Annotated in this window: 17 protein-coding genes and 1 pseudogene; 10 read left to right on the top strand and 8 right to left on the bottom strand. The window is 33.9% G+C overall.

The annotated features are described in order from the left end of the window. The first annotated feature begins 12 nt into the window (after window positions 1-12). Window positions 13-762 (top strand): uroporphyrinogen-III synthase, encoded by a 750-nt coding sequence (locus Q7C23_RS18980; protein ID WP_026983527.1) that lies wholly within the window; start codon window positions 13-15, stop codon window positions 760-762. 283 nt (window positions 763-1,045) lie between these two features. Next, window positions 1,046-1,516 carry an Lrp/AsnC family transcriptional regulator gene (locus Q7C23_RS18975; RefSeq protein ID WP_041518480.1) on the top strand — a complete coding sequence of 157 codons (471 nt, stop codon included), beginning with the start codon at window positions 1,046-1,048 and terminating at the stop codon, window positions 1,514-1,516. A 127-nt stretch (window positions 1,517-1,643) separates the two neighbouring features. On the opposite strand, the gene Q7C23_RS18970 is transcribed toward Q7C23_RS18975, so the two are convergent. The 3 genes and pseudogenes from Q7C23_RS18970 to Q7C23_RS18960 form a co-directional block, all read right to left on the bottom strand. Further along, window positions 1,644-2,330 (bottom strand): zinc metallopeptidase, encoded by a 687-nt coding sequence (locus Q7C23_RS18970; protein WP_375033971.1) that lies wholly within the window; start codon window positions 2,328-2,330, stop codon window positions 1,644-1,646. Between the two features lie 104 nt (window positions 2,331-2,434). Further along, entirely contained in the window at window positions 2,435-2,821 is a 387-nt protein-coding gene (locus tag Q7C23_RS18965) for a DNA-binding response regulator (RefSeq protein WP_375033970.1), read from the bottom strand. Between the two features lie 27 nt (window positions 2,822-2,848). Further along, window positions 2,849-2,947: pseudogene (locus Q7C23_RS18960) on the bottom strand (DNA-binding response regulator); the annotation flags it as partial. A 34-nt stretch (window positions 2,948-2,981) separates the two neighbouring features. Here Q7C23_RS18960 and Q7C23_RS18955 point away from each other — a divergent pair. Further along, a complete protein-coding gene (locus tag Q7C23_RS18955) occupies window positions 2,982-3,383 on the top strand; it encodes an MmpS family transport accessory protein (protein WP_375033969.1) in 402 nt (133 codons plus the stop codon). Between the two features lie 71 nt (window positions 3,384-3,454). Here Q7C23_RS18955 and Q7C23_RS18950 read toward each other — a convergent pair whose 3' ends face one another. From Q7C23_RS18950 to leuS, 4 genes are all read right to left on the bottom strand, one after another. Next, entirely contained in the window at window positions 3,455-4,048 is a 594-nt protein-coding gene (locus Q7C23_RS18950) for a hypothetical protein (protein ID WP_375033968.1), read from the bottom strand. Further along, entirely contained in the window at window positions 4,038-4,508 is a 471-nt protein-coding gene (locus Q7C23_RS18945) for an RNA polymerase sigma factor (protein WP_375033967.1), read from the bottom strand. The genes Q7C23_RS18950 and Q7C23_RS18945 overlap by 11 nt, the downstream gene beginning before the upstream one ends. Before the next feature lie 2 nt (window positions 4,509-4,510). Further along, window positions 4,511-5,356, bottom strand: a complete 846-nt coding sequence (locus Q7C23_RS18940; RefSeq protein ID WP_375033966.1) for an alpha/beta fold hydrolase — start codon at window positions 5,354-5,356, stop codon at window positions 4,511-4,513. A gap of 293 nt (window positions 5,357-5,649) precedes the next feature. Next, window positions 5,650-8,517: a leucine--tRNA ligase gene (gene leuS, locus Q7C23_RS18935; protein ID WP_375034038.1), complete on the bottom strand. Its 2,868-nt coding sequence runs from the start codon at window positions 8,515-8,517 to the stop codon at window positions 5,650-5,652. 254 nt (window positions 8,518-8,771) lie between these two features. Between leuS and Q7C23_RS18930 the strand changes: the two genes are divergently transcribed. The 5 genes from Q7C23_RS18930 (at window position 8,772) to truB (ending at window position 12,070) form a co-directional block, all read left to right on the top strand. After that, window positions 8,772-9,125, top strand: a complete 354-nt coding sequence (locus Q7C23_RS18930) for a winged helix-turn-helix domain-containing protein (RefSeq protein WP_375033965.1) — start codon at window positions 8,772-8,774, stop codon at window positions 9,123-9,125. A gap of 160 nt (window positions 9,126-9,285) precedes the next feature. Then, complete coding sequence (locus tag Q7C23_RS18925) at window positions 9,286-10,161, top strand: cell division protein FtsX (RefSeq protein ID WP_375033964.1); 876 nt, start codon at window positions 9,286-9,288, stop codon at window positions 10,159-10,161. Between the two features lie 76 nt (window positions 10,162-10,237). Next, window positions 10,238-10,492 (top strand): DUF3098 domain-containing protein, encoded by a 255-nt coding sequence (locus tag Q7C23_RS18920; protein ID WP_375033963.1) that lies wholly within the window; start codon window positions 10,238-10,240, stop codon window positions 10,490-10,492. Window positions 10,493-10,577: 85 nt separating this feature from the next. After that, window positions 10,578-11,375 carry an undecaprenyl-diphosphate phosphatase gene (locus Q7C23_RS18915; protein ID WP_375033962.1) on the top strand — a complete coding sequence of 266 codons (798 nt, stop codon included), beginning with the start codon at window positions 10,578-10,580 and terminating at the stop codon, window positions 11,373-11,375. Then, window positions 11,375-12,070: a tRNA pseudouridine(55) synthase TruB gene (truB, locus tag Q7C23_RS18910; protein WP_375033961.1), complete on the top strand. Its 696-nt coding sequence runs from the start codon at window positions 11,375-11,377 to the stop codon at window positions 12,068-12,070. The genes Q7C23_RS18915 and truB overlap by 1 nt, the downstream gene beginning before the upstream one ends. Before the next feature lie 375 nt (window positions 12,071-12,445). Here truB and Q7C23_RS18905 read toward each other — a convergent pair whose 3' ends face one another. Further along, on the bottom strand, window positions 12,446-13,063 hold the full coding sequence (locus Q7C23_RS18905; RefSeq protein ID WP_375033960.1) for a thioredoxin family protein: 618 nt from the start codon (window positions 13,061-13,063) through the stop codon (window positions 12,446-12,448). Between the two features lie 190 nt (window positions 13,064-13,253). Between Q7C23_RS18905 and pyrH the strand changes: the two genes are divergently transcribed. Both pyrH and frr read left to right on the top strand, forming a co-directional pair. Then, the gene (gene pyrH, locus Q7C23_RS18900; protein ID WP_026983543.1) at window positions 13,254-13,961 is read left to right on the top strand and encodes a UMP kinase; all 708 of its coding nucleotides are present in this window, start codon (window positions 13,254-13,256) and stop codon (window positions 13,959-13,961) included. Between the two features lie 152 nt (window positions 13,962-14,113). Further along, window positions 14,114-14,677 (top strand): ribosome recycling factor, encoded by a 564-nt coding sequence (gene frr / locus Q7C23_RS18895; RefSeq protein ID WP_375033959.1) that lies wholly within the window; start codon window positions 14,114-14,116, stop codon window positions 14,675-14,677. The last annotated feature ends 73 nt before the right edge of the window (window positions 14,678-14,750 follow it).

The raw sequence follows: 14,750 nt of genomic DNA, 5'->3' as shown, positions 1-14,750 counted from the left end.
AATGTTTATAATATGAAAGTGAAAACAATTTTGGTGTCACAGCCTGAACCTAAAGTGGAGAATTCTCCTTACTTTGAGCTCCAACAAAAACACAAAATAAAAATTGATTTCAGACCATTTATTCATGTGGAAGGGGTTAGCGCAAAAGAGATTCGATTGCAAAAAATCGATCTTAATCATTACACTGCGATCATTTTAACAAGTCGAAATGCTGTAGATCATTTTTTTAGAGTGGCTGATGAAATGCGTTACAAAGTTCCTGAAGGATTGAAGTATTTTTGTCAATCTGAAGCTGTTGCATTTTATCTGCAAAAGTATGTAGTGTACAGAAAGCGTAAAATTTACGTAGGCGCAAAAGATTTTGCGGACTTGTCCCCTCTTATTAAAAAATACAAGGATGAAAAATTCTTGTTACCAGCTTCTGACCAATTGAATGCAGATGCACCTGTTACTTTAAACAACTTAAAAGTAGATTGGGCACAAGCTATTTTTTACAAAACGGTAATGAGTGACTTATCTGATTTGGCTGATGTTTATTATGACGTTTTAGCGTTTTTTAGTCCAACGGGAATTAAATCATTATTTAAAAATTTCCCCGACTTTAAACAGAACAATACCAGAATTGCTGTTTTTGGAAGCACAACTCAAAAAGAAGCTTTAGATCACGGTTTAAGAATTGACATTCTTGCTCCAACACCTGAAACACCTTCTATGACAATGGCTTTAGAAAAATACATTAGTGAAGCAAACAAAGGGAAATAATCCTTTTAACATACAATCTTTAAAATTCCAAATACCAACTTTACTGTTGGGATTTGGATTTTTTTTTATTTCACCATTAAGAAAATAAAGAAGTATGCTTAATGCTTACTTTTAAAGATTACTTAAGACCCAGCTTAATTTTCTTAATACCTTAATGGTAAAAAAAATTAACGCCAAGAGTAACAATTCAAAACTTCCTTTTTTCGAATATTTTAAAGTTTTATTACTAAATTTGATTTCTAACTAAAACCTAAACAACTAAATTAGTTTCAAATTACAACTCATGAAAATCAACTCACTTATAATTGAAATTGACGGTATCGACAAAGAAATTCTTCGTTATTTAATGGATGATGCCCGAAAACCTATTTTACAAATTGCTAACAAAATAGGCATTTCCGGAGCTGCAATTCATCAGCGTTTAAAAAAACTGGAGCAATCGGGTGTAATTTCAGGATCAAAGTTTACTGTGAACCCAAAAGTTTTAGGTTATAACACTATGGCGTTTATCGGCGTTTATCTGGACAAAGCTTCCAGAAACTCTGAAGCCGTAAAAGACTTAAAAAAAATACCGGAAGTTTTAGAATGTCATTATACTACTGGAAACTGGTCGGTTTTAATTAAAATTATTTGTCGCGACAACGAACATTTAATGCAGCTTTTGAACACTAAAATTCAGGCTATTGAAGGAGTTTCCAGAACAGAAACTTTTATTTCGTTAGATCAGCAGATTGACAGGCAGATTCAACTTTAGAAAATAAAAATTCCAATTGAATTGAATTGAGCTTATTTTAAATTGAAAACCCGACAGTCCAAACTGTCGGGTTTATTTTTATTCCCAATTTTGGAATTTGGAATTTTTATATTGGAATTTTTAACTTTTAATTCCTTCTATTCCCTGAATAAATCGAAATATAATACAACAGCGTCGCAATAGAACCAATTGCAGCAACCACATAAGTTCTTGCAGCCCATTTTAAGGCATCTTTTGCTCCTGCCTGCTCTTCTTGTGTCAGCATGTGTTTATTTTCTAACCAGGCTAATGCTCTGTTACTCGCATCGTATTCTACAGGCAAAGTAATGATTGTAAATAAGGTTGTTGCAGCAAAAATGACGATTCCGATTAATAATAATTGCGGAAAAGTTTTGATCATTAAGATTCCTGCCAATAAAATCCATTGTACGTAATTAGACGCAACACTAACGATAGGCACCAACTTAGAACGCATGGTCAGCCATTCGTAACCTATCGAATGTTGTACAGCGTGACCACATTCGTGCGCCGCAACCGCAGCCGCAGCCGCATTACGGTGATTATAAACCGCCTCACTTAAATTAACTGTTTTGTCTGTCGGATTATAGTGATCTGTTAACTGCCCTGGAGTCGAAATAACGCGAACATCCCTGATTCCATTATCGGCCAGCATTTTTTCGGCGATCTCTGCACCGCTCATTCCATTTCTTAATTGCAGCTTAGAATATAATTCGAACTTACTCTTCAACTTTGAACTCACCAGCCAACTGAACAACATAATTGCCCCGGCAATAATTAAATATCCGCTTCCCATATCTCTATATATTTTTTAATTTATCTTTAAAGTTACAAAACAGACAGCAAATTATGAACCACTTTAACAAAATGTCATTTTGACATCACTAGACCATTTTTGTCTCAGTTCAGCATATTGTTCTTAAGCAAAAAAGCAATCAATTCTGCCACATTTTTAATTTTATATTTTTGAAGAATATTTCGCCGATGTGTTTGTACTGTCAGGAAACTCAAAAATAAATCGTCTGCAATTTCCTGTGTCGATTTTCCTTTAGAAAGAAGCAAAGCAATATCACGTTCTCTTCTGCTCAAACCCGGAATACGCTCCAGATCTTCAGACAATGGTTGACTGATTATTGTTTTAACTTCTTCACTAAACACAATTTCTCCATCTATAGCTTTATAAATACAATCTTTAAATTCATTAAACGAAGCATTTTTTAGAATATATCCGTTACCTCCATTCTGAATAAATTGCATTACCAAACTCCGCTCCGATTGACTGCTCATACCAATGATCACAATTTTAAGATGTTTTTACTTAATAGTTTTACACAAATCCACACCATTTATTACTGGCAGAAAAATATCCATTAAAATGAGATCGACCGCATTCTCTTCTATATAATCTAAAAGGGATACTCCCGAATTTTAATTAAATAATTTTATTATGAAATCGATTTTAAAAACTTTAGCAATTGTATTCACTCTTTCTTTTACAGCAATTTCCTGCAGCAGTGACAACGACGAAGATAACTCAGCTCCGGCTTCAAGAGATGTGAAATATGAAATTACTGGGAACTTTACAGGAACAGCATCTGTTACTTATTTTGAAAAAGGAGGAAATGGATTAAACGAAGACCTTACAAGCCTTCCCTGGACTAAAGAATTTACTGCAGAAGCAAAATCTATGGGAGCATCACTAAGCGCTAGTGGCTACGGAGGTGTTGCAGGACAAACATTAACTGGAAAAATTTACATTGGTGGAAAATTAGAAAACGAATTAACTGCAACAGCAAATAGCGAAGGTATTATAGTACTTCCTCTTACACCATATGTTTTCCCGCAATAAATTTTAGTTTAGATTTTAGATTTTTGTTTTTGGTAAAAGTAAAGCTTCGCAAATCGCGAAGCTTCTTTTTTTTATAGCTCTAACTGGTTGTTGACTTCTTCAAACTTCTCAATCAGACTGTTTATTTTATCCTTTTGTTTTTTAATTTGTTTCGGGCGAATATAAAACCAGTTAAATATCATCCAGAACAAAGTTAATCCGTAGGTCAAACTTATTCCCAAAAGAGTCATTCTGCTTGCGTATTCATACATATACAAACAAATTCCAGTCGTAAGTGCTATAAAATAAAAAGTCATCATTTTGGTTTGCAAAAATTGTTGTTTCTTTTTAATTAAAATCAAGTTCTGGAGGTATTCGTTATTCGTTTGTGTAGTTTCAATATTTTTATACTTACCCAATAATTTATTATAAGTGAATAAATAAATCACCATAGCCAAAATTGTTATAATGATTCCGATTTTAGTCGAAATAAACTGCGGCTGATAATAATACCAAACAAAAAGGATAAAAAAAGAAGTTGCAAGAAGCAGAAAATTGGTAACCCATAAACTGCGCACTGCCGCTTTTTTAAACTGTTTTAACCTGGCCATCAAATCCTCGATATTAGGCTGACTTATGGTTTGTTTTTTCCATAAATTTTTGAAATCTATATTATTATTGTCCATTTTCTTTAAATTTTTGAGTCAGTTTTTCTTTTATCCTGTGGATTTTCACCCTAACATTCGCTTCTGAAAGCCCCACAATTGTAGCGATTTCCGCTTGCCTGACGTCTTCTAATTCCAGCGAAATAATAATACGCTCTGTTTCCGGTAATTCCGCTATACATTTGTATAAAAACTGAATCTGCGGTTCTAATGATTGTTGTTTTTCTTCTGTAAGATGATGCGGTAAATCTGATTTAAGAAAACGTTTCTCTTTCTCAATCTGCCTCAAGCAATTATTAGAAGCAATTCTGAAAATCCAGGTTCCGATGCTGGACTCATTTCGAAAAGTGTCCAACTTTTGCCACACAATTATGAAAGTTTCCTGTGCGAGATCCTGTGCAATGTCATAATCATTAACAAAACCCATGCAAAGCCTGAATATTCGATCCCAATACGTTTTATAGATTTGTTCAAATTCCATTCTTACGATTTTAGAAAATTATTCAATTGCCCTAAATACCAATCTTTGTCGTCGTACATTATAAAATGCATTCCTTTACTGGCATATTGAAAATTAGCTGTTTTTAAATTTTTATATTGCCCTTCAATTGCTGGTTTTAAATTTATAAAATAAGATTCTAATAAAATTAATGGCGGACATTTTATAGTGGCAATTTTCTCCCTTAAGTCAATATTGAAAAAATCACAATACATTTGAGCAAACGTTACCCGATCCGATTTTACGCTCCAGTCTACCACCATTTCCAGTTTAGAAGTCTCGGCTAAAAGTCTCGGCATAGTTTGTTTTTGCATATCATAAAATTGAGTATCATTCATTGCTGTCATTTGAGTAACCATTGCAGAACAATCGTTGTTTTCTTTTGATTTAAAAGAAAGATCGCTCAAAGCCGCCAAACACGGAAGTGCATCTACAACTACAATTTTCCCAATTAAATCCGGATAATCAGCTGCAATGGCAAGCGCTAAACCGCCTCCCATACTGTGACCAATTAAGATAGGTTTTTCGATTTTATTGTTTTTGATATAATTGGCGATTTCATTTTTCCAATTTTCAAAAGAAGGATTTGGCTGTGGTTTTACTCCGGCGAAACCGGCCATTGTTAAGGTATAGCAAGTGAAATCTTTTTCGAAAACTGCTTTAGTTTCATCCCATACCGCTCCGGAAGAAGCAAATCCAGGAATAAATATAAGAGCTTGTTTTCCTTTTCCGGTTTTAGAAACTTCAAACGGATATTGTTTTGTCTGTGCAAAAACATTTAAACATAATACAGAAAATAAAAGGGCGATAATCAAAATATACTTTTTCATTTTTATAAATTTTAAGTTGTTAAATAATCGGATCCGCCCTTTGGATACGAGAACATTTAAAATGTTACAATGAAAATGAAAACTTCAATAAAAAAATTCTAATTTCCAATTTCTGGACGTTTTTTAACCGCAATGCACGCAAAGGTTTACGCAAAGTACGCAAGTTGTTTTACTCGCAAAGACGCTAAATCGTAAAGTTTTTTTTTGCAATCTTATGAAAACAAAAAATCCCAAACCCCAATCGTAAAATTGGAATTTGGAATTTGGAATTTTTAAAATATTGGAATTTTTATTTACCCCACAAGGTTAATGATCTTTCCTGGAACAATAATCACTTTATTTGGAGTTCTTCCATCTAATTGACGTAACGTTCTTTCATCTTTCATAATGATTTCTTCGATTTGCGCTGCGGTTAAATCCAAAGGCAATTCGATAGTGAAACGCATTTTTCCGTTAAACGAAACAGGATATTCTTTACTGCTTTCAACCAAATGTTTCGCATCAAAAATAGGAAAATCAACTGTCGCAATTGAAGTGGTATGACCTAATTGTGCCCATAATTCTTCTGCAATATGTGGTGCGTATGGTGAAACCAAAATGGCCAACGGTTCTAAAATTGCTCTTGAATGACAATTTTGAGAAGACAATTCATTCACACAAATCATAAATTGAGAAACCGAAGTATTGAAAGAGAAATTCTCAATATCCTCTGCTACTTTTTTAATGGTTTTATGTAATGATTTTAAGTTGTCTTTTGTTGGTTCGTCGTTGTTTACGATTAAACCATTATTCTCATCAATGTATAATCGCCATAATTTCTTCAAGAAACCAAATACTCCAGAAATACCAGCGGTATTCCAAGGTTTTGCTTGTTCTAAGGGCCCTAAAAACATTTCATATAAACGCAATGTATCGGCTCCGTATTCATTACAAATATCATCAGGAGTTACAACATTATATTTTGATTTCGACATTTTTTCGACTTCACGGCCAACGATGTATTTTCCGTTATCATCTGTGATAAATTCTGCATCAGCATAATCTTCTCTCCATGCTTTGAATTTTTCAACATCTAATTCATCAGAAGAATTAACCATTGAAACATCAGCGTGAATTGGCTGTACTTTATGGTCTCCTATTTTATTTTTTGAAACAAAACTATTCGTTCCTTCAATCCTATAAACAAAAGCACTAGTTCCCAAAATCATTCCCTGATTGATCAGTTTTTTGAATGGTTCTTCAGTCGGAGCAAAACCTTTGTCTTTTAAGAATTTATTCCAAAAACGAGAATACAATAAGTGTCCGGTTGCGTGCTCACTTCCGCCAATATATAAATCAACGCTTTCCCAGTAAGCTAAAGCCTCTTTGCTCGCAAATTCATTTTCGTTGTGCGCATCCATATAACGCATCCAATACCATGAACTACCTGCCCAACCTGGCATGGTGTTCAATTCAAGAGGAAAAATAGTTACATTGTCAATCAACTGCGTACTAACTACTGAACACTTAACACTGTCCCAAGCCCAAACAACCGCATTTCCTAACGGAGGCAAACCATCTTCGGTTGGTAAATATTTTTCTACTTCAGGCAAAATGATTGGCAAATGTTGCGCATCGATCATTTTTGGTAATCCATTTACATAATAAACCGGGAAAGGCTCTCCCCAATAACGCTGACGAGAAAAAACAGCATCACGCAAACGGTAATTTGTTTTTCCGCTTCCTTGTCCTATTTTTTCTAAAGCGGTAATTACAGCCTGAGTTGCATTTTTATAATTTAATCCGTTTAAGAAATCAGAGTTTGCAATTTCAACATTGTCTTTTGAACCGTAGGCCGCTTCAGAAATATCAACATTTGCAAAAATATTTTTGATTTCCGGCATTCCGTTTTGACCTTTAAAGAAATTCGCAAAAGCGTAATCTCTCTCATCTCCACAAGGAACCGCCATTACAGCGCCTGTTCCGTAACCAGCTAAAACGTAATCACCAATCCAAACTGGAATTGCTTCTTTTGTAAAAGGATGCTCAGCATAAGCTCCTGTAAATACTCCAGAAATGGTTTTTACATCGGCCATACGCTCACGCTCTGAACGTTTTGCGGTTTTTTCTATATAGGCTTCAACAGTCGCTTTTTGTTCCGGAGTTGTAATTTTAGCTACCAAATCATGTTCTGGCGCCAAAGTCATAAAAGTTACTCCAAAAATAGTATCAGGACGAGTTGTAAATACGTCGATTACTTCATCATGATTTTTTACGTTGAAAGAAACCATTGCACCAACTGATTTTCCGATCCAGTTTCTTTGTGATTCTTTTATAGATTCGCTCCAGTCAATATCATTCAAACCTTGCAACAAACGCTCTGCATAAGCAGAAATACGCATGCTCCATTGCGTCATTTTTTTACGAATTACAGGATATCCTCCACGTTCCGAAACACCGTTTACGATTTCATCGTTTGCCAAAACAGTTCCTAAACCAGGACACCAGTTAACTTCTGTTTCTGCCAAATACGTCATTCTGTATTGCAAAAGGATTTTTTCTTTTTGGTCTTCAGAATACGAATTCCATTCCGCTGCAGTAAAAATCGCAACATTATCATCGCAAACTGCTTCAACCAATGCATTTCCACTTTCTTCAAAAACAGTTACAAGTTCTGTAATATCAAAAGCTTTTCCTTGTTTTCTGCAATACCACGAATTAAATAATTGGATAAAAATCCATTGGGTATGTTTGTAATAATCAGGATTTGAAGTACGAACCTCACGGCTCCAATCAAATGAAAATCCGATTTTATCTAATTGTTTTCTGTATCCGGCAATTTGTTTTCCTTCTTTATCAACGCCACCATCAATATTTACACGCGTTGTATCTTCGGGACGTTGTCCTGTCTGAATCGCGTATTGTTCTGCAGGCAATCCAAAACTATCGTATCCCATTGGGTGTAAAACATTGAAACCCTGATGTCTTTTGAAACGAGAATAAACATCTGAAGCAATGTAACCCAGCGGATGCCCAACGTGTAACCCTGCTCCTGACGGATAAGGAAACATGTCCAGCACATAATGCTTTGGTTTTTCAGAATTGTTACTTGCAGCAAAAGTTTGGTTTTCAGCCCAATATTTTTGCCATTTTTCTTCGATTTCGTTTGGATTGTATTTCATTCTTTCTTTAAGGTTCAAAGGTTCAGAGTGACAAAGGCTCAAAGGTTTGTCACCTAATTTAGAGCGCAAATTTACATTTATTACAGATTGTACCAAAGCTATTTCGCTGACAAACAAATAAAATAACAAAATACTTATTTTTAATTACGTAAAAACACTTATTTTTACATTTTAATACTTAGAAAACTATCCCCAATCCAAAGAATTATTTTACCAGAAAAGAATTATTTTTGAATAGCATTAAAAAAATTGAAATGGCTGACAGCAAAAAATACAAAGTTGAAGTTCGGGTTTGGATTGAAGAAACTGAAGGCGCTTTTTTAGGAATTGGAAAAATCTGGCTGCTTGAAAATATTCGAAAAACGGGCTCTATAACCAATGCAGCCAAAGAAATGAAAATGGCGTATCGTCAGGCCTGGCAATTAGTCGAAGAAATGAATCAGCGTGCTGAATCTCCTTTGGTCGAAAAACTGCTTGGCGGAAAAGGCGGCGGCGGTGCAAAATTAACCGAAGCTGGAGAAAAAGCGATTACTGTTTTCTACGAAATCGAAAAACGTATTAAAGACTTTGCATTAAAAGAAACCCAAAATCTAAAATTTAGGCTCTAAGTTACTAGTCCGAAGCCCCGGAACTGAGTTGCTAAGATTTTTATATTGATTTATTCATGTTTGAATCGTATATTTATGGTACGAAAGTTAAAACTTTGAACGTTATTAACTTCAAATAAAGAAATTCTTTATTATTTTTACCACATAATTTAAGCATACTATGAGTTCTAACTTTGATAAATTTCAAAAGCGCAGGTTAATTTCCTCTTATTTTTCGGTCGTATTAAGTGTTTTTCTGGTGTTATTCCTTTTAGGAGTACTAGGATTATTCATTATCAATTCTAAAAAACTGGCTAATGATTTTAAAGAAAAAATCGCAATGACGGTTTTCTTTAAAAATGAAGCTAATGATAGTGTTATCAAAGCATTCAATACCGAATTGAAAAGAGCACCTTTCGCAAAATCTTATGCTTATGTTTCTAAAGAAAAAGCAGCAAAAGAACATACTGATATTATCGGAGAAGATTTCTTAACCTTCTTGGGAGAAAATCCATTATTGAACTCGTACGACATTCACCTAAAAGCAGATTATGTTGAGCGAGACAGTATTTCTAAAATTGAAAGCAGTCTGCGCCAAAATACCATGATTGAAGATATTGTTTACGACAAACAATTGGTAAATCTGGTAAACGACAACATCAAAAAAGTAAGTATGTGGATTTTGATTATTAGTGGTTTCCTTGCGGTAATTGCCGTCTTATTAATCAATAGTTCATTACGTTTATCCATTCACTCTAATCGTTTCATCATTAAAACAATGCAAATGGTTGGCGCAACAAAATCGTTTATCCGTAAACCTTTTGTAATGCGCAGTGTAAAATTAGGAATGTTAGGTGCCGGATTGGCTATTGTCGCTCTAATTGGACTATTACTTTATGTAGAAACTAATTTCCCTGGCTTAGGAATCTTAGAAGACAAAGTTTTAATCGGATTGGTTTTATTGGCCGTTTTCGGATTAGGAATTTTAATTACCTGGGTAAGTACGCATTTTGCAACACAACGTTTCCTGAATTTAAGAACAGACGATCTTTATTAAATTTTAGAATTCAGACTTTAGATTTTAGATTAAAAAAAATGCCTTCGACTTCGCTTAGGCTGACAAAATAAATAAAATGAAAAACAATATTAAAGAAGAACAACAACCTCAAAAACAAGAATTTCTTTTTGAAGGTATCAATTATAAAATCTTATTGATTGGAATTGGTGTAATTACCCTTGGATTTATCTTAATGTCTGGAGGAGGAAGTGATAACCCGAATGTTTTTAATGAAGATGTTTTTAGCTTCAGACGCATTCGTTTAGCTCCAACAACGGTTTTAATTGGTTTTGGAATCACGATTTATTCGATCTTCAAAAAATCTAAATAATAGATTTTTTGAATTTTGACTGTCATCCTGAGCGTAGTCGAAGGACAACAATCTAAAATCTGAAATCTAAAATCTAAAATTCTACATGAATACATTACAAGCTATCATTCTTGCCATTATTGAAGGAATTACAGAATTTTTACCTGTTTCTTCAACTGGACATATGATTATTGCCTCTTCTTTTTTCGGAATTGCACACGAAGACTTTACAAAACTTTTTACAATTGTTATTCAGCTTGGCGCGATACTTTCAGTTGTAGTTTTATATTTCAAACGTTTCTTTCAAACACTTGATTTTTACTTTAAACTTTTGGTTGCGTTTATTCCGGCCGTAATTTTAGGATTATTATTGAGTGATTTTATTGATGGCTTATTAGAAAACCCTGTTACAGTTGCAATCTCGCTTTTAATAGGAGGTTTGATTTTATTAAAAGTTGACGAATGGTTCAACAACCCAAATACAGCAGAAACCTCTCAGGAAATTACCTATTTACAAGCTTTTAAAATAGGATTATTTCAGTGTATCGCTATGATTCCCGGAGTTTCAAGAAGTGGTGCAAGTATCGTAGGTGGAATGTCGCAAAAATTATCAAGAACAACTGCTGCTGAATTTTCATTCTTCTTAGCTGTTCCGACAATGTTGGGTGCAACAGTAAAAAAATGCTACGATTATTACAAGGCTGGATTTGAGTTATCTCATGATCAGATTAATCTATTAGTTATTGGAAACGTAGTAGCGTTTATCGTCGCACTTTTAGCAATTAAAACCTTCATTGGATTTTTAACCAAAAATGGTTTTAAAGTTTTTGGTTACTACCGAATTCTTGCCGGAATCGTTTTATTAATTATCCACTTTTTCATTCACCCGCTTACCATAATATAATGACAACTGAAGAATATTTAGACGGACAAGTTTTACTGATAGACAAACCTTTAAAATGGAGTTCGTTTCAAGCTGTCAATAAATTAAAATACCTTTTAATCAATAAAGTTGGGCTTCCAAAAAAGTTCAAAATTGGACATGCGGGAACTTTAGATCCTTTAGCATCTGGGCTATTATTGGTTTGTACAGGAAAATTTACCAAAAGAATTTCTGAACTTCAGGGTCAGGCGAAAGAATACACGGGAACTTTCCACATTGGAGCCACTACTCCATCGTATGATTTAGAAACCGAAATCGACCAAACTTTTCCAACGGATCATATTGATGAGGCTTTGATTCATGAAACTGTAAAACAGTTTTTAGGAGAAATTGATCAAAAACCACCTATTTTTTCAGCCATAAAAAAAGACGGCGTCCGCTTGTATGAGCACGCACGTGCCGGAGAAACAGTGGAAATTGCCAGCAGAAAAACTACAATTCATGAATTTGAAATCACCAGAATTGCATTACCTGAAATTGATTTTAGAGTGGTTTGCAGTAAAGGAACATACATTCGTTCCCTGGCTTTTGATTTTGGAAAAGCCTTGAATTCAGGTTCGCATCTAACTGTTTTACGCCGAACTAAAATTGGTAATTACGACGTACAAGATGCGATCGACATTACTTTGTTCGAAGAAAGTTTGAAATTGGAGTAAAAACAAAATAGCACATTACGGAATGAGGCGATAGTAATGTGCCAACTTCTAAAATAATTTTGTTTTCCGTACTTGTTTTTTTGAGGTTAATAATGTGTCATATTTTTCCCTCCAAACAATAAACCTGAAATAAAATCGTAAAATCTGTCGAATAACTTCATCATGGCAGTGTATTTTTAATTGTTAAACATCAAATAAACACCAGTAAAAAGAGTAAATCAAAAAATAATAATAGAAGTGGGATTATGACAACAAGGTACAAAATATTATAATCAGAAAAAAATATTTTAACGGATTATTTATTACTAAAATTCTTGTTTTCAGTAGATTACCCTAAAAACAAGGGGTTTCACCGATTTTATTTCATACAAAAACTTACAATCTATCGTATTTTATGTTTTCCATAATCTGAAGCAATTCTTCCTGAACGGAAATTCCTTTATCAGCCAGATACCATAATTGCAAATCGGTTTTGATTTTTTCATCGATTGCACCAAATTCTTTTTTATAATTGGCCATTAATTCTGTGGCGCCTTTTGGTCTTGGTCCCCAGTCTGCACGAACAATTCCGGCTTCTTTGCAAATCACAATAACTTTTGGGATTGCTCTACCTCCATTTGTCAGATAGTGACGCATTAACTCATCATTTTCATCGCGTAAAACAATTCGAAGATCGACTTTTTTATTTGATTCATTTGCCATTTTATGGATAATAGGAAGTATTTGAGCAGCGTCACCACACCAGCCTTCAGAAATCACTAACCAAATATAATGGTTGTCTAAATTTTGAAGTTTTGTTATGGCCTCTTCAGAAATTTTAATCGTTTTTTCCAATCGATTCATTCGTGCTTCATTGAGACTTGTATAGTGCGTCAGACTTTCGGATTGTTCATCACCGGTTGATTTTCCTTCAGATAATAAATCGGTTACTAATTTTCGATATTCGGCATAGGAATGACTGTTGAATAATGCTTTAGCGACAATACTTTTCATAATTCTTTCGTTTTGGTTTTATAAATTTAAGAAATTTAAAAAGACAACCAAATGACTTTTATCAGATTCACTCAAATAAAGTCTAAAAGTCTTTCAGAATTAAATATATAAAGAGTAATTAATTTTTTGTAAACATTATTTTTAAAAATCAGAATATGTCTATATTTGCACAAATTAACGCAACACAAACATGAAATATAAAAGAATTCTTCTAAAACTTAGCGGCGAGGCCTTAATGGGTGATTTACAATACGGAATTGACCCTAAAAGATTAGCCGAATATGCTGAAGAAATTAAGCAAATTCACAGTAAAGGAGTAGAAATTGCTATTGTTATTGGAGGAGGAAATATTTTTAGAGGCGTTGCTGGTGCAAGTGCCGGTATGGACAGAGTACAAGGCGATTATATGGGAATGCTTGCTACCGTAATTAACGGAATGGCTTTACAAGGCGCTCTTGAAGACAAAGGAATGAAAACACGTTTGCAGACTGCTTTGAAAATGGAATCTATTGCAGAACCATACATCAAAAGAAGAGCGGATCGTCACCTTGAAAAAGGAAGAATCGTAATCTTTGGAGCCGGAACCGGAAATCCATATTTCACAACTGACACTGCTGCTGTTTTAAGAGGAATCGAAATAAATGCTGATGTTATCCTGAAAGGAACTCGTGTTGATGGTGTTTATGACTGTGATCCTGAGAAAAATGCTTCTGCAGTAAAATTTGATTTCATTTCGTTTGACGATGTTCTTAAAAAAGGATTAAACGTTATGGATACTACAGCTTTCACATTAAGCCAGGAAAATAAATTACCAATAGTTGTTTTTGATATGAACAAAATTGGAAACTTATTGAAAATTTGTGAAGGAGAAAACATCGGAACTGTAGTTAATATTTAAACTACTTAGATTACTAGATGTTAGATCATTAGATTTTTACAAAATCTTAATAATCTTTAAAGCAATTAAAAAAATAAAATTATATTAGTTAGTAAATTAGAGGATTGCGATTTTAAAAATCCAATCGTCTAAAAATCTAAAAATCTAAAAAAATGAGTGAAGAAATAGATTTTATATTAGAGAGTACTGAAGAATCAATGAATGGCTCAATTGCGCATTTAGAGAAAGAATTCCTAAACATTCGTGCAGGAAAAGCTTCTCCTGCGATGTTGGGAAGTGTTTTTGTAGAGTATTACGGATCTGCGACGCCGCTTTCGCAAGTTTCAAAAATTAGTGTTCCAGACGCAAGAACAATTACTTTACAGCCGTTTGAAAAAAACATGCTTCACGTTATTGAAAAAGCAATTATGGTGGCTAACATTGGTTTCAACCCAATGAATAATGGAGACATGATTATCATCAGCGTTCCGCCTTTGACAGAAGATCGTCGTAGAGAATTAGCCAAACAAGCTAAATCTGAAGCGGAAGATGCAAAAATTGGTGTTCGTAACGTACGTAAAGACGCTAACACTGATATTAAAAAATTAGAAAAAGAAGGAACTTCTGAAGATGTTTGTAAATCTGCTGAAGAAGAAGTTCAAAACTTAACGAATGCTTACATCAAAAAAATCGATGAATTATTGGCTGCGAAAGAAGCTGAAATCATGAAGGTGTAATTTTTATTCAACATAAATTAAAAATCCGTTTGGTTAAATTATACCAGACGGATTTTTTTATTCTTATTTTTGC

Origin of the sequence: Flavobacterium sp. LAR06 (assembly GCF_041946075.1) — a bacterium.
Lineage (GTDB): Bacteria > Bacteroidota > Bacteroidia > Flavobacteriales > Flavobacteriaceae > Flavobacterium.
Note: the sequence above shows the minus strand (reverse complement) of the source record. Positions and strands in the feature narration are given on the sequence as shown.